Origin of the sequence: Streptomyces sp. NPDC052496 (genome assembly GCF_040679095.1) — a bacterium.
Lineage (GTDB): Bacteria > Actinomycetota > Actinomycetes > Streptomycetales > Streptomycetaceae > Streptomyces.
In genome coordinates, this window is the sequence record NZ_JBFAUH010000001.1 from 200,706 (window position 1) to 221,197 (window position 20,492).

18 protein-coding genes are annotated in these 20,492 nt (G+C 71.2%); 10 read left to right on the forward strand and 8 right to left on the reverse strand.

Annotated elements, in window-relative coordinates; all coding sequences use genetic code 11:
• Nucleotides 1-10: 10 nt before the first annotated feature.
• Nucleotides 11-907, reverse strand: a complete 897-nt coding sequence (locus AB0L45_RS01030; protein ID WP_365834762.1) for an SGNH/GDSL hydrolase family protein — start codon at nucleotides 905-907, stop codon at nucleotides 11-13.
• Between the two features lie 211 nt (nucleotides 908-1,118).
• On the opposite strand from AB0L45_RS01030, the gene AB0L45_RS01035 reads away from it, so the two are divergent.
• The 3 genes from AB0L45_RS01035 to AB0L45_RS01045 all read left to right on the forward strand — a co-directional run bounded on the left by AB0L45_RS01035 (nucleotide 1,119) and on the right by AB0L45_RS01045 (nucleotide 2,834).
• Nucleotides 1,119-1,580 (forward strand): GNAT family N-acetyltransferase, encoded by a 462-nt coding sequence (locus AB0L45_RS01035; RefSeq protein WP_365834764.1) that lies wholly within the window; start codon nucleotides 1,119-1,121, stop codon nucleotides 1,578-1,580.
• A gap of 49 nt (nucleotides 1,581-1,629) precedes the next feature.
• Nucleotides 1,630-1,773 carry a hypothetical protein gene (locus AB0L45_RS01040; protein WP_365834766.1) on the forward strand — a complete coding sequence of 48 codons (144 nt, stop codon included), beginning with the start codon at nucleotides 1,630-1,632 and terminating at the stop codon, nucleotides 1,771-1,773.
• Between the two features lie 113 nt (nucleotides 1,774-1,886).
• Nucleotides 1,887-2,834 carry a TauD/TfdA family dioxygenase gene (locus AB0L45_RS01045; RefSeq protein ID WP_365834768.1) on the forward strand — a complete coding sequence of 316 codons (948 nt, stop codon included), beginning with the start codon at nucleotides 1,887-1,889 and terminating at the stop codon, nucleotides 2,832-2,834.
• A gap of 24 nt (nucleotides 2,835-2,858) precedes the next feature.
• Here AB0L45_RS01045 and AB0L45_RS01050 read toward each other — a convergent pair whose 3' ends face one another.
• The 3 genes from AB0L45_RS01050 to dusB all read right to left on the reverse strand — a co-directional run bounded on the left by AB0L45_RS01050 (nucleotide 2,859) and on the right by dusB (nucleotide 8,616).
• Complete coding sequence (locus tag AB0L45_RS01050) at nucleotides 2,859-3,767, reverse strand: winged helix-turn-helix domain-containing protein (RefSeq protein WP_365834770.1); 909 nt, start codon at nucleotides 3,765-3,767, stop codon at nucleotides 2,859-2,861.
• 552 nt (nucleotides 3,768-4,319) lie between these two features.
• Nucleotides 4,320-7,058: a pyruvate, phosphate dikinase gene (gene ppdK / locus AB0L45_RS01055; protein WP_365834772.1), complete on the reverse strand. Its 2,739-nt coding sequence runs from the start codon at nucleotides 7,056-7,058 to the stop codon at nucleotides 4,320-4,322.
• Nucleotides 7,059-7,488: 430 nt separating this feature from the next.
• Nucleotides 7,489-8,616, reverse strand: a complete 1,128-nt coding sequence (dusB, locus tag AB0L45_RS01060; protein WP_365834774.1) for a tRNA dihydrouridine synthase DusB — start codon at nucleotides 8,614-8,616, stop codon at nucleotides 7,489-7,491.
• Between the two features lie 272 nt (nucleotides 8,617-8,888).
• Here dusB and AB0L45_RS01065 point away from each other — a divergent pair, with 272 nt between their 5' ends.
• On the forward strand, nucleotides 8,889-10,379 hold the full coding sequence (locus AB0L45_RS01065) for an MFS transporter (RefSeq protein ID WP_365834776.1): 1,491 nt from the start codon (nucleotides 8,889-8,891) through the stop codon (nucleotides 10,377-10,379).
• Here AB0L45_RS01065 and AB0L45_RS01070 read toward each other — a convergent pair.
• Nucleotides 10,352-11,230, reverse strand: coding sequence for a helix-turn-helix transcriptional regulator (locus AB0L45_RS01070; protein WP_365835594.1), 879 nt, complete (start codon nucleotides 11,228-11,230; stop codon nucleotides 10,352-10,354). The genes AB0L45_RS01065 and AB0L45_RS01070 overlap by 28 nt on opposite strands.
• Nucleotides 11,231-11,343: 113 nt before the next feature.
• Here AB0L45_RS01070 and AB0L45_RS01075 point away from each other — a divergent pair, with 113 nt between their 5' ends.
• The 4 genes from AB0L45_RS01075 (at nucleotide 11,344) to AB0L45_RS01090 (ending at nucleotide 15,354) form a co-directional block, all read left to right on the forward strand.
• Complete coding sequence (locus AB0L45_RS01075; RefSeq protein WP_365834778.1) at nucleotides 11,344-12,792, forward strand: MFS transporter; 1,449 nt, start codon at nucleotides 11,344-11,346, stop codon at nucleotides 12,790-12,792.
• 189 nt (nucleotides 12,793-12,981) lie between these two features.
• On the forward strand, nucleotides 12,982-13,989 hold the full coding sequence (locus AB0L45_RS01080) for an aldo/keto reductase (protein WP_365834780.1): 1,008 nt from the start codon (nucleotides 12,982-12,984) through the stop codon (nucleotides 13,987-13,989).
• A 110-nt stretch (nucleotides 13,990-14,099) separates the two neighbouring features.
• The gene (locus tag AB0L45_RS01085; protein WP_365834782.1) at nucleotides 14,100-14,684 is read left to right on the forward strand and encodes a TetR family transcriptional regulator; all 585 of its coding nucleotides are present in this window, start codon (nucleotides 14,100-14,102) and stop codon (nucleotides 14,682-14,684) included.
• Between the two features lie 73 nt (nucleotides 14,685-14,757).
• The gene (locus tag AB0L45_RS01090; protein WP_365834784.1) at nucleotides 14,758-15,354 is read left to right on the forward strand and encodes a Uma2 family endonuclease; all 597 of its coding nucleotides are present in this window, start codon (nucleotides 14,758-14,760) and stop codon (nucleotides 15,352-15,354) included.
• A gap of 5 nt (nucleotides 15,355-15,359) precedes the next feature.
• On the opposite strand, the gene AB0L45_RS01095 is transcribed toward AB0L45_RS01090, so the two are convergent.
• Together AB0L45_RS01095 and AB0L45_RS01100 are read right to left on the reverse strand one after the other, a co-directional pair.
• A complete protein-coding gene (locus AB0L45_RS01095) occupies nucleotides 15,360-15,992 on the reverse strand; it encodes a response regulator transcription factor (protein WP_365835596.1) in 633 nt (210 codons plus the stop codon).
• 20 nt (nucleotides 15,993-16,012) lie between these two features.
• The gene (locus AB0L45_RS01100; RefSeq protein ID WP_365834786.1) at nucleotides 16,013-17,224 is read right to left on the reverse strand and encodes a sensor histidine kinase; all 1,212 of its coding nucleotides are present in this window, start codon (nucleotides 17,222-17,224) and stop codon (nucleotides 16,013-16,015) included.
• 175 nt (nucleotides 17,225-17,399) lie between these two features.
• Here AB0L45_RS01100 and AB0L45_RS01105 point away from each other — a divergent pair, with 175 nt between their 5' ends.
• Nucleotides 17,400-17,807: a hypothetical protein gene (locus AB0L45_RS01105; RefSeq protein WP_365834788.1), complete on the forward strand. Its 408-nt coding sequence runs from the start codon at nucleotides 17,400-17,402 to the stop codon at nucleotides 17,805-17,807.
• A gap of 103 nt (nucleotides 17,808-17,910) precedes the next feature.
• On the opposite strand, the gene AB0L45_RS01110 is transcribed toward AB0L45_RS01105, so the two are convergent.
• The gene (locus tag AB0L45_RS01110; protein WP_365834790.1) at nucleotides 17,911-19,293 is read right to left on the reverse strand and encodes a glycine--tRNA ligase; all 1,383 of its coding nucleotides are present in this window, start codon (nucleotides 19,291-19,293) and stop codon (nucleotides 17,911-17,913) included.
• A 200-nt stretch (nucleotides 19,294-19,493) separates the two neighbouring features.
• Between AB0L45_RS01110 and AB0L45_RS01115 the strand changes: the two genes are divergently transcribed.
• Nucleotides 19,494-20,492, forward strand: coding sequence for a metal ABC transporter substrate-binding protein (locus AB0L45_RS01115; protein ID WP_365834792.1), 999 nt, complete (start codon nucleotides 19,494-19,496; stop codon nucleotides 20,490-20,492).

Sequence of the window (20,492 nt, forward strand, 5' to 3'; positions counted from 1 at the left end):
GCGCGGGAGGTCAGGGCGAGCCGACGGCATCGGCCACCGTCGCGCCCGCGTGCGCCATGCCGGTGCCGTTCGGGTGGTACGGGGCCGCCGCCGCGCCCGGCAGCAGCCCTTCCATCCACCTCTCGCCCCGCGCCGCGCAGACACCGTGCCGGGCGCTGGGCGTACGGAGGTCGATGTAGTCCGCGTCGCCCGCGGCGGCCCGTTCGGCGAGCATCGTGTGCAGGCGGTCGAAGGTGCGCTGAAGGTAATCGGCGTCACTGGGCCAGACGGGTTCTTCCGGCCAGCAGCCGCCCGGCCGGAAGTACGTGCCGTACGAGACGACGTACACCCGTGCCTGCGGGGAACGGTGGCGGATCTGCCCGAGCGCGGCGGTGATCCGGGGCGCCGTCCGCGTGATCCGTTCCGCCAGCCGGTCCCGGCCGCCCGCCGTGTACGCGGCCTCGCACGTCCGGAGCGGGCCGACCGGCCCGGGGTGCAGCCGGAAGCAGGACGTCAGGGCGGTGCCCAGTCTGATGTCGTTGGCGCCGACGGCCAGGGTGACCAGGGCCGTGTCCGCCCGCAGGGCGTCCAGCTGCGGCGGTACGCGGCCGGCCTGCCGCCCGGCCAGGTCGGCGGTGGTGGCGCCGCTGCACGTGACGTCGGTGAGGTCGGCGCCCAGGCGCGCGGCGGCGACGGCCGGCCAGTTCCGGTCGGAGCGCAGGCACGACAGGTCGGTCTGGAGCGGGATCAGCGGGCCGGCGGCCGAGGAGTCGCCGAGGGCGACGTAATGGGGGTTTTGTACGGAGGCGGAGGTGGAGGTGGAGGCGGATGTTGGTGTGGAGGTGGGGTCCGCGGTCGCCGGAGTGGCGAGCGCGGCCAGGGCGGCGGCCGCGACAACGGATGCGGTACGGCGCGGGCTTCGGGCCATCACACTCTCCTGCTGCTCGTGGGGGGACGGCGACGACCGTGGTGACCACGGCCGAGGGAGACTCCCCGCTGGGCCCGGCCGCCAAAAGTCCACGGTCCGCGAGGTCCCCAAGGCCTACGAAGCCCGCGAGCCCCCAGCCGTCCGCCCAGCACTGCCCAGCGGCGCCGAAATCCGGTGGCGGCATGAGCGAGACGTATGGGAGAACTCAGGCATGAGCGATGCCCTACCCCCTGCCCAGGAATCGGCACTCACGGTCGGCGCACACGACCCGGCCCTGGACAAGCGCCTGGAGGACGAACTCGACGCGTTCAACGCCGCCGCGACAAACCACGCCGAGCAGGCCGAGTTCTCGGTACGGGTGACGGACGCGGACGGCGAGCTGATCGGCGGGCTGAGCGCCTGGACCTGGGGCGGGCTGTGCGGGATCCATCTGCTGTGGGTGCGGGAGGGCGACCGCGCGGCCGGCTGGGGCGCGAAGCTGCTGCGTGCCGCCGAGGAGGAGGCGGTACGGCGCGGCTGCGACCGCGCCACGGTGTCCTCGTACACGTTCCAGGCCCCGGGCTTCTACCAGAGCCAGGGGTACGTCGAGGTGGGGCGCGTGCCGGGGATGCCGGGCGGGCACGCGGACGTGTACCTGTACAAGGAGTTGACGGGCCGGGGGGACGCGGGCTGACGCCACGAGGGGGCGACGGGCCCGGAGGTCGTACGGTACGGTGCGTGCCATGGCCACGTACTCGACCTTCCGTGAGGCGGAGCCGCTGCGCTGCGGCCCCCACGGCGAGTGCGCGCCGCGCGGGATGACGTTCCTGCGCCGCCGTGGCCGGGTGGGTTCGCCCCCGGCCGCCGTTTTCCGCCGCTGTCGGTGATGTCCGGGCGCTGAGCCCACCCGGCGGCGACCGCGCACCGCGGCAGCTCCGCACTCCGTACGGCCGCCGTGCTCCTTCCCGCACCCTCCCTTCCCGCGCGCCAGGAGGCTCCGTTGACGGCCACAGCCGACCCCGCCACCACTCCCGCCCCCGCCCCCGTTCTCCGCGACCACCGCATCCCCGCCGACGGCCTCTACGAGGGCACCCGCGTCCTGCGCCGCACGCCCGAGGGCTGGGCCGACCGGCCGTACGAGCGCTTCGAGGTCCTTCCGCAGGCCGCCACCATCGGCGCGGAGATCCGGGGCCTCGATCTGTCCCGGCCCCTCGATGCGGCGCTGCGCGAGGAGTTGAACCGCGCGCTGCTGGAGTGGAAGGTGCTCTTCTTCCGGGAGCAGCACCTCACCTCCGCCGCGCAGCGCGCGTTCGCCCGCAACTGGGGCGAGCTGGAGACCAATCCGCTGCTGGCGACGGGGGACGCCGAGGACGTCGTACGGTTCGACCGCAGTGCGGTGCCGACCTTCGAGAATGTCTGGCACACGGATGTGACGTTCCGCGAACGCCCCGCGATGGGCGCGGTGCTGCAGCTGCGCGAGGTGCCGCCGTCCGGTGGCGACACGATGTGGGCGGACATGGCGGCCGCGTACGACAATCTGCCGCAGGACGTACGGGACCGTATCGACGGTGCGACCGCCGTGCACGACTTCCTGCCGGGCTTCGCCCGGTTCTACACCGCCGAGCGGCTGGCGCCGTTCCAGGAGCGGTTCCCGCCGGTGGAGCACCCGGTCGTGCGGCGGCACCCGGAGACCGGGCGGCGGATGCTCTTCGTCAACACCTCCTTCACCACCCGCATCGTGGGGTGGGAGCAGGCGGAGAGCGACCGGATGCTGCGGCTGCTCTTCCAGCAGGCTCATGTACCGGAGTTCCAGGTGCGCTTCCGCTGGCAGGCGGGGGACATCGCCTTCTGGGACAACCGGGCCACGCAGCACTACGCGGTCAACGATTACGGGGCGCGGCGCCGGGTGGCCGAGCGGGTGGCGATCACGGGCGACCGGCCGTACTGAGGGGACCGGCCGGGCGCCGGAACGTTACTGCACGGCCCCGGCGCCCGGCACCCGCACCCCTGCCTCCCGCGCCTCCAGCGCCGATATCTCCAGCCCCCGGGTGTCCACGCCCCGCACATCGACCTCCGGGCCGCCCCTCAGCAGCGCCGCTCCCAGCGGCGTCAGCGTGTGCAGGACGGCGTTGCCGTGGCGCAGCGTCAGCAGCAGGCCCGCGTCGCGCAGCACGGTCGCGTGCTGGCTGGCCGAGGCCAGGGAGACGTCGACGCGCCGCGCCAGCTCGCTGGTCGTACAGCCGCCGCCGACGCCGTGCAGGATCGCCGAGCGGGTGCGGCCGACGAGCTTGCCCAGCGAGTGGCCGGGCGCGACCGTCGGCATGACGCGGGGCGCGGGGTGTTCGAGGGGGTAGACCAGGACGGGCGTCAGGTCGGGGTCGTGGAAGGTGACGGGCGTACGGCGGCAGAAGAACGACGGCAGCAGGAGCAGCCCCCGGCCGTTCAGGAACAGGTCGCGGTCCACCGGGTAGTCCACTTCCAGGACGGGCGGCCGCCACCGCATCGTCGGCGGGAGCGAGGCGAGCAGGTGGTCCGCGCCGCCGTCCAGGAGCGCCCGGCCGCGCGCGGCGCGGTCCGCCTCGATACGGGCCTGGAGCAGCGGCCAGTACGGCTCGACCGCGTTCTCGTAATAGCTCCGCAGCGCACCGGTGAGCCGGCCGAGCGCGGCGGAATCGCCTTCGCTCAGCTCCCGCAGCCACGACGGCAGCGGCCGGGTCGCGGGCAACCGCGAAAGTTCGGCGTGCAGTCGCGCGGGCGGGGTTGCGCGGAACGCTTCCAGCCCTTCGTCGATGCCGAGCAGGCCCTCCGGCGGCGTCAGGAAATCCGGAAAATAGCCACGCGTGGGAACAAGTGGCGCCAGCAGCCGTGTTTCACCATTCAACCTGCAACGTGCTTCGGAGCGCCATTTGCCGAAGGCCGCGCCGGGCCGCCGGTCGCGCAGTCGGTGAAAACTTAAAACGGTCTCCCACAGCACGTCAGGGCGCGCGGCAATGCGCACCCGGGCCAGATCCGGTCCACTGAAATGGACGCGTAGCACCGAACCCCCACCAATGCTCCCTAGTCGACCCCCGGCCATCTGAGTATGCACGCAGACACAGCCTGTCACCACGCCCTTTTGGCCAGAGTTGAAAGGGGTCGCGCCAACACGGCGGTCAGGGAAAGCTGTAACTCAATTCGACGGCAGTGCGAATGGAACGGATTGCTCGATCCCGTGGGGGGTGACGAGGCAATGACCGACCGCTCAGCATTTGCCGTGGAAGGCCGTCAACCAGGCCGACATGGCTGACGGCAGCTCCCGAGGGGGGAGTCCGGAGAAAAGCGAGGGCGGCACCTCCGCACAGGTGCCGCCCTCGTCGGGTTCCGGAGCCGGCGTCAGGGTGAGGGTCGAAGTGGTCTGACGCCAACTCCGGTCGGTCTTCCGGCTGTTACCGCCTCAGCGGCTGTCGCTGCCCAGCGACTCCGCCGCCGCGCGGCCCGCTTCGAGGCGGGCGACCGGGATGCGGAACGGGGAGCAGGAGACGTAGTCCAGGCCCACCTCGTGGAAGAAGTGCACCGACTCCGGGTCGCCGCCGTGCTCGCCGCAGACGCCCAGCTTGAGGTCGGGGCGGGTGGCGCGGCCGGCCTCGGCGGCGCTGCGGACCAGGGAGCCGACGCCGTCCTTGTCGATGGTCTCGAACGGGCTGACGCCGAAGATGCCCTTCTCCAGGTACGCGGTGAAGAAGCTGGCCTCGACGTCGTCGCGGCTGAAGCCCCAGACCGTCTGGGTCAGGTCGTTGGTGCCGAAGGAGAAGAAGTCGGCGGACTCGGCGATCTGGCCGGCGGTCAGCGCGGCGCGGGGCAGTTCGATCATCGTGCCGAGGGTGAGCTTGAGGTCCACGCCGTGGGCCTGCTCGACCTCGGCGATGACCTGCTCGGCCTCCTCGCGGACGATTTCCAGCTCCTGGACGGTGCCGACCAGCGGGATCATGATCTCGGCGCGCGGGTCGCCCTTGGCGGCGTTCTTGCGCTCGGCCGCGGCCTCGGCGATGGCCCGTACCTGCATGGCGAACAGGCCGGGGATGACCAGGCCGAGGCGGACGCCGCGCAGGCCCAGCATCGGGTTCTGCTCGTGCAGCTTGTGCACGGCCTGGAGCAGGCGCAGGTCGTTCTCGTTGGCGTCCTTGCGGGACTCGGCGAGGGCGACGCGTACGGACAGCTCGGTGATGTCGGGCAGGAACTCGTGCAGCGGCGGGTCCAGGAGGCGGACCGTCACCGGCAGGCCGTCCATGGCCTCGAACAGCTCGACGAAGTCGGCCTTCTGGAGGGGCAGCAGCCCGCCGAGGGCGGCCTCGCGGTCGTCGTCGGTGTCGGCCAGGATCAGGCGCTCGACCATCTCGCGGCGCTCGCCGAGGAACATGTGCTCGGTGCGGCACAGGCCGATGCCCTGGGCGCCGAAGCGGCGGGCGCGGGCGGCGTCCTCGGCGTTGTCGGCGTTGGCCCGTACGCGCAGCCGGCGCACCCGGTCCGCGTACGCCATGATCCGGTGCACGGCCTTGACCAGCTCGTCGGCGTCGTCGGCGCCGGCGTGCATGCGGCCCTCGAAGTACTCGACCACCGGGGACGGGACGACCGGCACCTCGCCGAGGTAGACCTTGCCGGAGGAGCCGTCGATGGAGATCAGGTCGCCCTCTTCGACGACGATGCCGCCGGGCGCGGTCATGCACCGGCGCTTGGTGTCGACCTCCAGCTCCTCGGCGCCGCAGACGCAGGTCTTGCCCATGCCGCGGGCGACGACGGCGGCGTGCGAGGTCTTGCCGCCGCGCGAGGTGAGGATGCCCTCGGCGGCGATCATGCCGTTGAGGTCGTCGGGGTTGGTCTCGCGGCGGATCAGGATGACCTTCTCGCCGGAGCGGGACCACTTGACCGCGGTGTACGAGTCGAAGACCGCCTTGCCGACGGCGGCGCCCGGCGAGGCGGCGATGGCCCGGCCGATCATCTGCGTCTTCGCGTTCTCGTCGAAGCGCGGGAACATCAGCTGGGCGAGCTGCGCGCCGTTGACCCGCTGCAGCGCCTCGGCCTCGTCGATCAGCCCCTGGTCGACGAGCTGGGTGGCGATGCGGAAGGCGGCGCCCGCGGTGCGCTTGCCGACGCGGGTCTGGAGCATCCACAGCTTGCCGCGCTCGATGGTGAACTCGATGTCGCACAGGTCCTTGTAGTGCGTTTCGAGCGTTTCCATGATCTGCATCAGCTCGTCGTACGACGGCTTGTCGATGCCTTCGAGGTCGGCGAGCGGCACGGTGTTGCGGATGCCCGCGACGACGTCCTCGCCCTGCGCGTTCTGCAGGTAGTCACCGTAGACGCCCTGCTGGCCGCTGGCCGGGTCGCGGGTGAAGGCGACGCCGGTGCCGGAGTCCGGGCCGAGGTTGCCGAAGACCATGGAGCAGACGTTGACGGCCGTGCCGAGGTCGCCGGGGATGCGCTCCTGGCGGCGGTAGAGCTTGGCGCGGTCGGTGTTCCACGAGTCGAAGACCGCACGGACGGCGAGGTCCATCTGCTCGCGGGGCTCCTGCGGGAAGTCCCGGCCGGTCTCCTTGGAGACGATGTCCTTGAACTGCCCGACGAGGGTCTTCAGGTCGGCCGCGTCGAGGTCGACGTCGACGCGTACGCCCTTGGCCTGCTTGGCCTCCTCCAGCGCCTCTTCGAAGAGGTCGCCGTCCACGCCGAGCACGGTCTTGCCGAACATCTGGATGAGGCGGCGGTAGGAGTCCCACGCGAAGCGCTCGTCACCGGCCTGCTGGGCGAGGCCGGAAACCGACGCGTCGGACAGGCCGATGTTCAGCACGGTGTCCATCATGCCGGGCATTGAGAACTTCGCCCCGGAACGCACCGATACGAGAAGGGGGTTGTCGGCCTGGCCGAGCTTCTTGCCCATGGTCGCTTCGAGCGCTTCGAGGTGCTCGGTGACTTCGGCACGCAGTGCCGCGGGCTCCTGGCCGCTCTCCAGGTAGACCTTGCACGCCTCGGTGGTGATGGTGAATCCCGGCGGAACGGGAAGCCCCAGGTTGGTCATCTCGGCGAGGTTGGCGCCCTTGCCGCCGAGAAGGTCCTTGAGGTCCTTGTTGCCCTCGGTGAAGTCGTAGACGAACTTCGAAGGCTCGGACGGGGTTACGTGGGGATCTTGTGTTTCCGGCACGGGACTCTCTCCTCGCCGCGGGCTGCCCTGACGGCGAGGAACATACCCAGATCGAAGGCGTCTGGGTACGTCCACTCGGTCGACATGCGCCCGTAACCCGTCGTCCGCCAGCAGATCGAAAGTTGCGGCGGATGGAGGGATGTTTTCAAGCCTTGAAGGCAAGGTGGCGCAGAGCAATCGGCTGGGCGCCTGATGGATACGCGGTGCGACCTTCATTTGATCACTCGAACGCGGGAGGGGTGGCACCCAGTGCCACCAATTGGAGAGGTGCACTCCCCTCCGAAACGCTCATATGAGCGCGACCCCTATCAGGGGTGGCGAGAATCACGCCGTCGCGCGGCTCCCGGTCCCGCCATGCGGACCCGGAATCGGACCCGCCGAACGCAACGGGGCCGGGCTTCCGCCCGGCCCCGCGCAGCACGTTTGCTCCTCAGCCGCCCGAAGTATCCAGTTCCGCGTCGGCCGTGACGCCCGCGCAGTCGTACGGGTCGTCCAGCCAGCCGTCCGGCAGGACCACCCGGTTCCGGCCAGATGTGCGGCCGCGCGGTCCGTCGGCGCCCACCGGCCAGGGCTGGTCGAGATCCAGCTCGCTCATCAGAGCGTCCAGTTCGTCCAGCGACGAGGCGATTGCCAGCTTCTTGCGGGACTCCGAGCCGATCGAGAAGCCCTTCGTGTACCAGGCGACGTGCTTGCGGAAGTCGATGACACCGCGCGCCTCGTCCCCCAGCCACTCGCCCAGCAGCGTGGCGTGCCGCAGCATCACGGCCGCGACCTCCTTGAGGGTGGGCCTGGCGTACGTACCGGTGCCCTCGAACGCCGCCACCAGATCGCCGAACAGCCACGGCCGCCCCAGGCAGCCGCGCCCCACGACCACCCCGTCGCAGCCGGTCTCGCGCACCATGCGCAGCGCGTCGTCCGCCGACCAGATGTCCCCGTTGCCCAGCACCGGGATCTCCGGAACGGCCTCCTTCAGGCGCGCGATGGCGTCCCAGTCGGCGGTGCCGCCGTAGTGCTGGGCCGCTGTACGGCCGTGCAGCGCGATGGCCGTGACGCCCTCCTCGACCGCGATCCGGCCCGCGTCGAGGTAGGTGATGTGGTCGTCGTCGATGCCCTTGCGCATCTTCATCGTCACGGGCAGCTCGCCGGCGTGGGAGACCGCCTCGCGCAGGATGGAACGCAGCAGGTGGCGCTTGTACGGGAGGGCCGAGCCGCCGCCCTTGCGGGTCACCTTCGGCACCGGGCAGCCGAAGTTCAGGTCGATGTGGTCGGCCAGGTCCTCCTCGGCGATCATGCGGACGGCCTTGCCGACGGTGTCCGGGTCCACGCCGTAGAGCTGGATGGAGCGCGGCTTCTCCGTCTCGTCGAAGTGGATCAGCTGCATGGTCTTCTCGTTGCGCTCGACCAGCGCCCGCGTCGTGATCATCTCGCTGACGAACAGGCCCTTGCCGCCGGAGAACTCCCGGCACAGCGTCCGGAAGGGGGCATTGGTGATCCCGGCCATCGGCGCGAGGACCACGGGCGGCTGCACCGCGTGCGGGCCGATCTGCAGCTGAGTCATGGGGAGCGGGCTTCCTTCGGGGTCGGCGGGCGGGGGGCGACCTCCCATTGTCGCGCACCCGCGCGGTGGCCTCGCCGGAGCCGTAGGTCATCGTCGTCACGGTCAGCGGGAGCGGCTTCCTTCGCGGGCCTGTGCCGTGCAGCTGTGCGGCCCCTCGCGCATCCGCGCGACGGCTGCCTTCGTTCGCCTCCGCCGGACCCGGGCAGCCCCTCACCCACCCGGGCGGCGGCCGTCCCGGAGCCACCGCCCCGCATTCGTTGTAGCGTTCATCTATGCCTGAGTTGAGCCATCGGCGGCGCCTGCTCGTCCTGGCGATCTGCTGTATGAGCCTGCTGATCGTCAGTCTCGACAACACCGTCCTGAACGTCGCCCTGCCGTCCATGCAGAAGGACCTGGACACCACCGTCTCCGGGATGCAGTGGACGATCGACGCCTACACGCTGGTGCTGGCCTCGCTGCTGATGCTGGCCGGCTCCACCGCCGACCGGCTCGGCCGCCGCCGGGTCTTCCAGGCGGGGCTGGTGGTCTTCTCGCTCGGCTCGCTGCTGTGCAGCCTGGCGCCGAACCTGGAGTGCCTGGTGGCGTTCCGTATGGTGCAGGCCGTCGGCGGCTCGATGCTCAACCCCGTCGCCATGTCGATCATCACCAACACCTTCACCGAGCCCAGGGAGCGGGCCCGCGCGATCGGCGTGTGGGGCGGTGTGGTCGGCATCAGCATGGCGGCCGGGCCGATCGTCGGCGGGCTGCTGGTGCAGACCGTCGACTGGCGCGCGATCTTCTGGATCAACGTGCCCATCGGGGCGCTCGCGCTGTTCCTGACCCTGCGGTACGTGCCGGAGTCGCGCGCGCCCAGGCCGCGCCGCGTCGACCCGGTCGGCCAGCTGCTGGTGATCGCGCTGCTCGGCGCGCTGACGTACGCGATCATCGAGGCGCCGGCGGCCGGCTGGACCTCGCCGCTGATCCTCGGCTTCGCGGCGGCGGCCGTCGCCGCGCTGGCGGGACTGCTGCTGTACGAGCGGCGCCGTGCCGACCCCCTCATCGACCTGCGGTTCTTCCGCAGCGCGCCGTTCAGTGGCGCGACGGTCGTGGCGGTCTGCGCGTTCGCCGCGCTCAGCGGCTTCCTCTTCGTGAACACGCTCTACCTCCAGGACGTGCGGGGCCTGTCCGCCCTGGACGCGGGCCTCTACATGCTGCCCATGGCGGGCATGACGCTGGTCTTCGCGCCGCTGTCCGGGCGGCTGGTCGGTTCGGTGGGCCCGCGGCTGCCGCTGCTGCTGGCCGGGCTGGCGATGGCGGCCAGCGGGGTGCTGTTCGCGGGGTTCGAGGCGGAGGCGAGCACACCGCTGCTGTTCACCGGGTACGTGCTCTTCGGTGTCGGCTTCGGGCTGGTGAACGCGCCCATCACCAACACCGCGGTGTCCGGGATGCCGCGTACGCAGGCGGGTGTGGCCGCGGCCATCGCCTCCACCAGCCGGCAGGTGGGCAGTTCGCTGGGCGTCGCGGTGATCGGCGCCGTACTGGCCGGCGGGATCCGCACCGCCGCCACCGGCAGCCGGTTCGTCGAGGCGAGCCGCCCCGCCTGGTGGATCATCGCCGGGTGCGGCGCGGCCGTCCTGCTGCTGGGCGCGCTGACCACCGGCCGCTGGGCGCGCGGCACCGCCCGCCGTACCGCGGAACGGCTGGAGTCCGCGCCGGACGCGCCGGACGGGCAGCACCCGCCGCACGGGCCCGGCGGTCAGCCCTCGGCGCGGATCAGGGCCTGAAGCTGTTCCAGGCGCTCGCGCGACTGCTCGTCGTCGGGCGAGTAGGTGAGCATCTTCGGGCCGTGGCTGGGGCCCGTCCACAGGCCGGTGGAGGACAGCCGCAGCAGGCCCACGTCCCGCTGGCGGAAGAGCTTGGACTGGCTCACCGGCCGTACGACCTCCTGGCGCGCCCAGATCTCACGGAACTCCGGCGACGCCTCCTCCAGCCGCGCCACCAGCGTCTTCCAGGCGGGCTCGGCGACATGGCCCGCCATGGAGGCGCGGAACTTCGCGGCCATCACCCGCAGCGTCTCGTGCAGGTCCACCAGGCTCGCCCGCCACTCCTCGTCGGTGAACGCCAGCCACAGGCAGTTGCGGTCCTCCTCGGGCAGCGCGTCCAGGTCGCGCAGCAGCCGCCCGTAGGTGCTGTTGTACGCGAGGATGTCGAAGCGGCTGTTCTGCACGACGGCCGGGAACGGCGCCAGCTGGTCGAGCATCCGCCGCATCGGCAGCGGGACGCCCGTGCACTCCTTGCCGCGCACCGGATCGGTCGCGCCGGCCAGCGCGAAGAGGTGGCCGCGCTCGGCCCGGTCCATCTGGAGCGCGCGGGCCACGGCGTCCAGCACCTGCGGTGAGACCTTGATGTCCCTGGCCTGTTCCAGCCACGTGTACCAGGTGACGCCGACCGCGGAGAGGTGGGCGACCTCCTCGCGGCGCAGGCCCGGCGTACGGCGGCGGGGGCCGCGCGGCAGGCCGACCTGCTCCGGGGTGATCCGCTCGCGGCGGCTGCGCAGGAAGGCGGCCAGTTCGCCGCGCCGGACGTCACCGTCGGTCCGCGCGGGCCCGGTGCGCTGCGGCGTTCTCTCCGGCATGGTGGCGGTCATGGACTCAGGATGCCGGAGTGCTCAGCGGGTTGCCAGGTAGCACCGGTACCAGGATAAGGAGACTCTGGTACCCCTCTGGGCGGCGGACGATCGTCGTCCCTGTGAGCGATACCGACGTACGAACCCTCCCCACGCGGACCCCGGAGTCCGCCCCCACCCGCCCCACCCACCCCGTCCTGACCACGCTCGGCCTGGTCACCGTGCTGCTCGGCGCCGCCCTGCCGATGATCGACTTCTTTATCGTCAACGTGGCGCTGCCGACCATCGACCGCGACCTGCGTGCGGGCCCGGCCCTCCTGGAGATGGTCGTCGCGGGTTACGGCGTCGCGTACGCGGTGCTCCTCGTCGTCGGTGGCCGGCTCGGCGACATCGTCGGCCGGCGCAGGCTGTACCTGTGGGGGCTGGCCGCCTTCGGGATCACCTCGCTCGCCTGCGGACTGGCACCGGACGCCTGGACGCTGGTGGCGGCGCGCGTCGCCCAGGGCGCGGCGGCCGCGCTGCTGCTGCCGCAGGTGCTGGCCACCATCCAGGCCACGACGAGCGGGGCGCGCCGGGCCAAGGCGGTCAGCCTGTACGGCGGTACGGCCGGGGTCTCCAGCGCCCTCGGGCAGGTGCTCGGCGGGCTGCTGGTCGCCGTCGACCTGGCCGGGACCGGCTGGCGCGCGGTGTTCCTGGTCAACGTGCCGATCGCCGCGGCGGCACTGCTGCTCGCGCTGCGCACCGTGCCCGAGACCCGCTCGCCGCACCCCAGCCGGGTGGACGTGCCTGGCACCGCGCTGCTGGCCGTGGCACTGGTCAGCCTCCTGCTGCCGCTGACCGAGGGGCGCGCGGCGGGCTGGCCGGTGTGGTCCTGGCTGCTGCCGGTGGTCTTCCCGTTCGCCGCGGCGGGGTTCGTCGCCGTGGAACGGCGCGCGGAACGGGCCGGGCGCGCCCCGCTCGTCCCGCCGTCCCTGCTGCGCCTGCCGTCCGTCCGCAGCGGCCTGAGCGTGATCCTGCCGTTCTCGATCGGTTTCGGCGGGTTCATGTTCGTGGTGGCCGTCGCCCTCCAGGACGGCCTGCGGTACGGGCCGCTGGCCGCCGGGCTCGCCCTCGCGCCGCTGTGTGTGGCGTTCTTCTTCGCGTCGCTGGCCGGGCCGCGGCTGGTGGCCCGCTTCGGGCGGCGCGTGGTGGTGGCCGGGTCGCTGATCCAAGGCACCGGCCTGCTCACGCTGGCGCTCGTCTTCCGTACGCAGTGGGACGACGTGTCCGCCCCCGCGCTGGCGGCGGCGATGACGGTGCTCGGTGTGGGCCAGGGCCTGGTCCTGCCGGTCCTGCTGCGGATCGTCCTCAGCGAACTGCCGGCAGCGCAGGCCGGGGTGGGCAGCGGCGCGATGGTCACCACCCAGCAGGCCGGTCTGGCGCTGGGCGTCGCGACGCTCGGCACGCTCTTCCTCGCACTGGTGCCGTCGGCAGGGGTACGGGACGCCCTCGTCGTCGCACTGCTGGCGCAGTTGGCGACGGTCGTGCTGAACACGGCGCTGACGTTCCGGCTGCCGCGGGTGGTGCGGTAGGCACGGGGCGAGGAAGTGGGAGGGCTTGCGGCGCGGGGCGGCCGGTTCGCCGGCCCACACGAACACTGAATGACAGATATTGAAATCTGTCATCGCAAGTGCCATGGTTGAGGTGTGCCGCCGCGCGTACCGCGTCCGCCGCGACGCGCGCCGGCCTCCACCACCCCCTCCGTTTCTGAGGAGCACCCCGTGCAGACCCGCACCCTCGGCACCACAGGCCCGCAGACCTCGGCCCTCGGCCTCGGCTGCATGGGCATGTCCGCCCTGTACGGCGACCCGGGCGACCGCGCCGAATCGATCGCCACCGTCCACGCGGCCCTCGAAGCCGGCATCACCCTGCTGGACACCGGTGACTTCTACGGCATGGGCCACAACGAACTGCTGATCAACGAAGCGCTCCGGACCGCACCGGCGGCCCGCCGCGAGCAGGCCCTGACCAGCGTGAAGTTCGGTGCCCAGCGCACCGTCGAAGGCGACTTCATCGGGTTCGACGGCCGCCCGGCGGCGGTCAAGAGCTTCGCCGCGTACTCGCTCCAGCGCCTGGGCACCGACCACATCGACATCTACCGGATCGCCCGCCTCGACCCCGCCGTGCCGATCGAGGAGACGGTCGGCGCCATCGCCGAACTGGTCGAGGCCGGACACGTACGGCACATCGGCCTGTCCGAAGTGGGCGCGGACACCCTGCGCCGGGCCGCCGCCGTCGCCCCGATCTCCGACCTCCAGATCGAGTACGCGCTCGTCTCCCGCGGCATCGAGGAGAAGATCCTGCCGACCGCGCGCGAACTGGGCATCGGCATCACCGCGTACGGGGTGCTCTCCCGCGGCCTGCTCAGCGGCCACTTCACCCGCGACCGCAAGCTGGCGGCCGACGACTTCCGCGCGGCCAGCCCGCGCTTCCAGGGCGAGAACCTGCACCGCAACCTCGACCTGACCGACGCGCTGCGCAAGATCGCCGAGCAGAAGGGCGTCACCGTCGCGCAGACCGCCATCGCCTGGGTGCTCGCCCAGGGCGAGGACATCGTCCCGCTGGTCGGCGCCCGCCGCCGTGACCGGCTGACCGAGGCGCTGGGCGCGCTGGACGTCACGCTGACCGCCGACGACCTCGCGGCCATCGAGCGCGCCGTCCCGGCGGACGCCGTCGCCGGCGACCGCTACCCGGAGCAGCAGATGGCCCTCCTGGACAGCGAGCGCTGACCTTAAGGGCACGGCCAGGGGGCGTCCGGGTACGGTCCGTAGGAGGACGTCTCCGCGTCCGTACCAGGACGCCCCGCACGGCGCCCCCGACCGAAAGGCCGTACGCCCCCATGCCACCCGCCGAGACCCTGACCCCCGAACGCATCCTCGAAGCCACCGAGGACGTCCTGCGCCGCTACGGCCCGGCCAAGGCGACCGTCGTGGACGTGGCGCGCGCGCTGGGCGTCAGCCACGGCAGCGTCTACCGGCACTTCCGTACGAAGACGGCGCTGCGCGAGGCGGTCACGCAGCGCTGGCTGGACCGTACGAGCGGCCAACTGCGGGCCGTCGCCACCGAGGACGGCCCGGCGCCGGAGCGGCTGCGCCGCTGGGTGCACGAACTGTTCACCGCGAAGCGGCACAAGGCGGGCGACGATCCCGAACTGTTCGCGACCTACATGACGCTGGTCGGCGAGAGCGGCGGCGTGGTGGAGCAGCACGTCGCCGACCTGACCGGCCAGCTCGCGGCGATCATCCTCGACGGCATCGAACAGGGCGCTTTCGCGCCGGGCGACTCGGCGAAACTGGCACGCGCCGTCTTCGACGCGACCGGCCGCTTCCACGATCCGTGCTACGCGGCGGAGTGGGCGCAGCCGGGGATCGAGGAGGCGATGGAGGCGGTGGTGGAGTTGGTGTTGCGGGGGTTGGGGGGTTGAGTAACGGCGGCGATTGTCAGCGGCGCCCACTACGCTGAGTGTTGACTGGATCACTTCGCGGGGAGGGTGCATCATGACAGTGATGCTCGAACGACCGAAGACCATAGACGTTTCCCACGGCTCGGCAGCCTTCCAGGAGCTGTGCCGCACCGTCCTGAGCATGGACGTGCCCGATGGCTACCGGGCGGAAATCATCGGGGGAAAGATCGTCATGTCGCCGTGGTCGAAGCCTTACTGCACACCCATCATGCTGTCGATCGAGGCACAGCTGAGGCCGCACGCTCCTGAGGGTCACCTCATCGCAAGCGCCCCCAACCTGGTCGCTTTCCCGGGCCAGGAGCGATGTTACGGGCCAGATCTTTACGTCGCCGCTGCGAGCGCCTTCGACACCGACGCCTCCTTCCTCGACGGCGAAGTGCTCTCACTCGTCGGCGAGCTGACCTCCACGTCGACGCGCGGTGCGGACTGGGAGGACAAGCTTCCTGTGTACGGACGCGCCGGTGTTCCGGTGTACCTACTGCTGGACATGCAGGAGCAGCACGCAATCGTCTTCTGGGAACCCTCTGAAGACGGCTACACCAAGCGCCGCACCGCGCCGTTCGGTGACAAGCTCCGCATCCCCAAGCCCTTCGACTGCGTCCTGGACACTACAGACTTCATCCGGCCCTGACCCCCTCACACCCCCAAGAACCGCAACACCGCCAGCACCCGCCGATGATCCGCGTCCGCCTTCGGCAGGTCCAGCTTGGCGAGGATGTTGTTGATGTGCTTCGCCACCGCGGACTCGCTCACCACCAGGGCCCCGGCGATGCCCGCGTTGGAGCGGCCCTCGGCCATCAGGGCCAGCACCTCCCGTTCGCGTTCGGTCAGCCGCTCCAGCGGATCGCTCCGCCGCCGTACGAGCAGCTGCGCCACCACCTGCGGGTCCAGCGCCGTACCGCCGTCGGCGACCCGGCGTAGCGCCTCGATGAACTCCTCGACGTCGGCGACCCGCTGCTTGAGCAGATAGCCGATACCGCTGGTGTTCGAGGCGAGGAGGTGGGCGGCGTACCGTTCCTCCACGTACTGCGACAGCATCAGTACGGCCGTGTCCGGCCACCGCTCCCGGATCTCCAGCGCCGCGCGCACCCCCTCGTCCGTGAAGCCGGGCGGCATCCGTACGTCCACCACCGCCAGGCCGGGGCGGTGCTCCGCCACCGCCGCCAGCAGCGCCTCGGAGTCGCCGACCTCGGCGGCCACCTCGAAACCGGCCGTCTCCAGCACCTTCACCAGCCCGACCCGCAGCAGGACGGAGTCCTCGGCGATCACGGCGCGGCGTACGGCGGGCGTCAGGTCGTGCACGGCAACTCCACGGTCATGGCGGTCGGGCCCCCGACGGGGCTGCTCATCCGGAACGTCCCGTCCACGGAGCGCACACGCTGGGCGAGCCCCTTCAGGCCGCTCCCCCGGGCCGGATCGGCACCGCCCACCCCGTCGTCGGTGACGACCACCCGCAGTATCTCCCCGAAGCGGGTCGCGGTCACCTCCGCCCGGGTGGCCTCCGCGTGCTTGGCCACGTTGTTCAGGGCCTCGGAGACGACGAAGTAGGCGACCGCCTCGACGGCGGGCGCGGCCCGGACGGGCAGGTCCGTCCACAGCCGCACCGGCAGCGGCGCCCGGGCCGCGAGGCCCGACAGGGCGGCGTCCAGGCCGAGTTCGTCCAGTACGGCCGGGTGCAGTCCGCGTACCAGGCTGTTCAGTTCCTCGATGGCTTCCTTGGCCTCGCGGTGCGCCTCGTCGATGACCTGCTGGGCCTCGGGCGGCAGGTCCTTGAGCGTGGCCTTGGCCAGCCCCAGGTTCAGCGCGAGGGCGACCAGCCGCTGCTGCGCGCCGTCGTGCAGGTCCCGTTCGATACGGCGGCGTTCGGCGTCGGCGGCGTCGACCGCGCCGGCCCGGCTCTCGGTCAGGTCCTCGACGCGCCGTTCCAGTTCCTCGGAGCGGCTGACGTGCAGCACTGCCCGGCCGACCACGTTCTCCAGCCGTACGAGGGCGCCGGCCAGGGCGGGCACGGCGGCCAGGACCAGCAGGCCGGCGGCCGTGGCGTACCCGGCCCAGGTCCAGACCCCCATGTGATCCACCCGCCACTGCCACCCCAGCAGCTCGACCCACAGCAGACTGGTCACCGCGGCCAGGGCCACCGCGAGCACGCCGAGCACGAGGAGTTCGAGCAGCCCGAAGAGCGGCCCGATCAGGCAGTTGTAGGCCCACTGCCGCTTGCCCTCACGGAAGCGCAACCTTGGCAGGTCCACGCCGCACAGCGACCGGAACCGCCGGCGCTGGGCCTCGGTGAGGCCGTACGCGGCGAGCAGGAGCAGCCCCACCGGGAACGGCAGCAACAGCGTCCCGACGTCGGACGCCGGCCCCAGGATGTCCTGCAGCTGCACGAGGATCCAGAAGAACAGCAGCGGCGGTACGGCGTGCAGCGGCAGCCCGGCGGCTATGAAGAGCAGATCGCGGCGCAGGCGTACGAGCGCACGGCGCAACCGCGGTGGGATGGTCATGTCCGAACGGTATGCGGCGGCCGGCCGGCGGGCCATGAAGCCACTTTCCGCTCCGGGGGTGCAATTGGTGCCACCCCAGGTCGGACACCGGCGTTACTGACCGCGGCCGGTCCCGCCGGAAGAGTGGATCACGAGCCCGAAGGCCGGGCTCAGCCACTTCGGAAGAGGCCCGTCCATGGCGCTGCTCGCCGTCAACTCCCCTTGCACCACCCGCCCGTTCTCCCTCTCGGCGAGCCGCCGTACGTGGGCGGGCCGCGTCCTGACCGGCGCCGGGCTGGCCCTGCTGCCGTGGATGGGGTACCTGGCGGGGACGCTGCCGCCCGCGGAGGCGGTGGCGTGGGTGGCGCTGGACGCGGTCGAGGCGGCGTGCCTGTTGGTCGCCGGTACGCGGCTGACGGCGGGGCGGCCGGGACACCGGGGTGCCGCGGCGGCGGCAGCGGTGCTGCTCCTCGCCGACGCGTGCGTCGATGTGGCAACGGCCGGGCCGGGTGGCGAGCTGGCGAGTGCCATGGCCATGGCCGTCGGGGCGGAGCTGCCGCTGGCGGCGCTCTGTGCGGCTCTCGCCACGCGGGCGGCCCGGTGAAAGACGGCCGCAAACGCCGGCCGGGCCGCAAGGTCCCGGTACACGCATCGGCCGGGCCGGGTATCCCCCCCGGCCCGGCCGATGCACGGAAAACCGGCTGACGTCAGCAGCCCAGCAGGCGCCCGCCCAGGTACGACTGGATCTGGTCCAGCGAGACCCGCTCCTGCTTCATCGTGTCGCGCTCGCGCACGGTGACCGCGTTGTCGTCCAGGGTGTCGAAGTCGACGGTGACGCAGAACGGCGTGCCGATCTCGTCCTGGCGGCGGTAGCGGCGGCCGATGGCGCCCGCGTCGTCGAAGTCGATGTTCCAGTTCTTGCGCAGGTCAGCGGCCAGGCCCTTGGCCTTCGGCGAGAGCTGCGGGTTGCGGGACAGCGGCAGGACGGCGACCTTGACCGGCGACAGGCGCGGGTCGAGGCGCAGCACGGTGCGCTTCTCCATCTTGCCCTTGGCGTTCGGCGCCTCGTCCTCGTTGTACGCGTCGAGCATGAAGGCGAGCATCGCGCGGCCGACGCCGGCCGCGGGCTCGATGACGAACGGGGTGTAGCGCTCGCCGGCCTCCTGGTCGAAGTAGGACAGGTCCTGGCCGGACGCCTTGGAGTGCGAGGACAGGTCGTAGTCCGTGCGGTTGGCGACGCCCTCCAGCTCGCCCCACTCCGAGCCGCCGAACTGGAAGCGGTACTCGATGTCAGCGGTGCGCTTGGAGTAGTGCGAGAGCTTCTCGGCGGGGTGCTCGTACCAGCGGATGTTCTCCTCGCGGAGGCCGAGGTCGCGGTACCAGTTCCACCGCTGCTCCATCCAGTACTCCTGCCACTGCTCGTCCTCGCCCGGCTTGACGAAGAACTCCATCTCCATCTGCTCGAACTCGCGGGTGCGGAAGATGAAGTTGCCGGGCGTGATCTCGTTGCGGAAGGACTTGCCCATCTGCGCGATGCCGAACGGCGGCTTCTTGCGGGAGGTCTGCTGGACCTGGGCGAAGTTGGTGAAGATGCCCTGTGCGGTCTCGGGGCGCAGGTACGCGACGGAGCCGCTGTCCTGGGTCGGGCCGAGGTGGGTGGAGAGCAGGCCGGAGAACTGCTTGGGCTCGGTGAACTGACCCTTGTTGCCGCAGTTCGGGCAGTTGACGTCGGTCAGGCCGTTCTCGGGGAGGCGGCCGTGCTTGGCCTCGTACGCCTCTTCGAGGTGGTCGGCGCGGAACCGCTTGTGGCAGGCGGTGCACTCGGTCAGCGGGTCGGTGAAGGTCGCGACGTGGCCGGAGGCCACCCAGACCTCGGGCGCCAGGATCACCGACGAGTCGATACCGACCACGTCGTCGCGCGAGGTGACCATGGAACGCCACCACTGGCGCTTGATGTTCTCCTTGAGCTCCACACCGAGGGGACCGTAGTCCCAGGCGGCGCGCTGGCCGCCGTAGATCTCACTGCACGGGTATACGAAGCCACGGCGCTTGCTCAGGCTGACGATTGTGTCGATCTTGTCGGCGGCCACGGTGCTCTCTTCATTGCGACGACGAACGATTAATAGGAGCGGCGCCCTGGCGCCTCCTGGAGGGGTGGTGGCCGGGAAGCGTACGGGCGAATGACTCAGGTTACCGGCGGCCCTGCCCCCCGGATCAAATCGGTTCGCCGCCCGCCCGCTCCAGGAGCCCTTGTTGACAATCGTTTCCACTTTTGTTGAAAATGAGTGTCATGAACGTACGACGTCACCTCCCCACCGCCGTCATAGCCGGAGCCTCCGTGATCGGCATGCTGGCCCTCTCCGCCTGCTCCGACTCCGGCGGCGGCAAGGCCGACGGCAAACTGAACGTGACGGCGTCGTTCTACCCGATGGAGTTCCTCGCCAAGGAGATCGGCAAGGACCACGTCCAGGTCACCGACCTGACCAAGCCCGGCACCGAGCCGCACGACCTGGAACTCAGCCCCCGCCAGATCGCCGACCTCGGCGAGTCCGACGCGATCGTCTACCTCAAGGGCGTCCAGCCCGCCGTCGACAAGGCCGTCCAGCAGTCCGGGGTGCAGCACACCGTCGACGCGGCGTCCCTGACCGAGCTGAAGAAGCACGGCTCGGAGGTCGACGGCCACGACCACACCACCGGCGACAACGGCACCGGCCACGACGAGCACGGCCACGAGGGCCATGAAGGCCACGACCACGAAGCCGACGGCGACGACCCGCACATCTGGCTCGACCCGGTGAAGTTCGCCCAGGTCGCCAAGGGCGTGGGCAAGACCCTCGCGGACGCCGACCCCGCGCACAAGGCGGACTACGCCCGTAACACCGACGACGTGGTCAAGAAGCTGAACGACCTGAACAAGAAGTTCCAGGACGGGCTGAAGAACAAGAAGACGGACACCTTCATCACCACCCACGCCGCCTTCGGCTACCTCGCCGAGCGCTACGGCCTGACCGAGGAAGCCATCAACGGCATCGACCCCGAGTCGGGCGACGTCAGCGGCAGCCGCATGAAGGAACTGCAGAAGCTCGCCAAGGACCACCACGTCGACACGGTCTTCTTCGAGACGCTGACCAGCCCCGCCATGGCCAAGACGCTGGCCAAGGACCTCGGCGTCAAGACCGCCGTGCTCGACCCCATCGAGGGGATCACCGAGAAGTCCCAGGGCACGGACTACGTCCAGGTCATGGAGTCCAACCTGGCGGCGCTGCAGAAGGCGCTCGGCGCCAAGTGA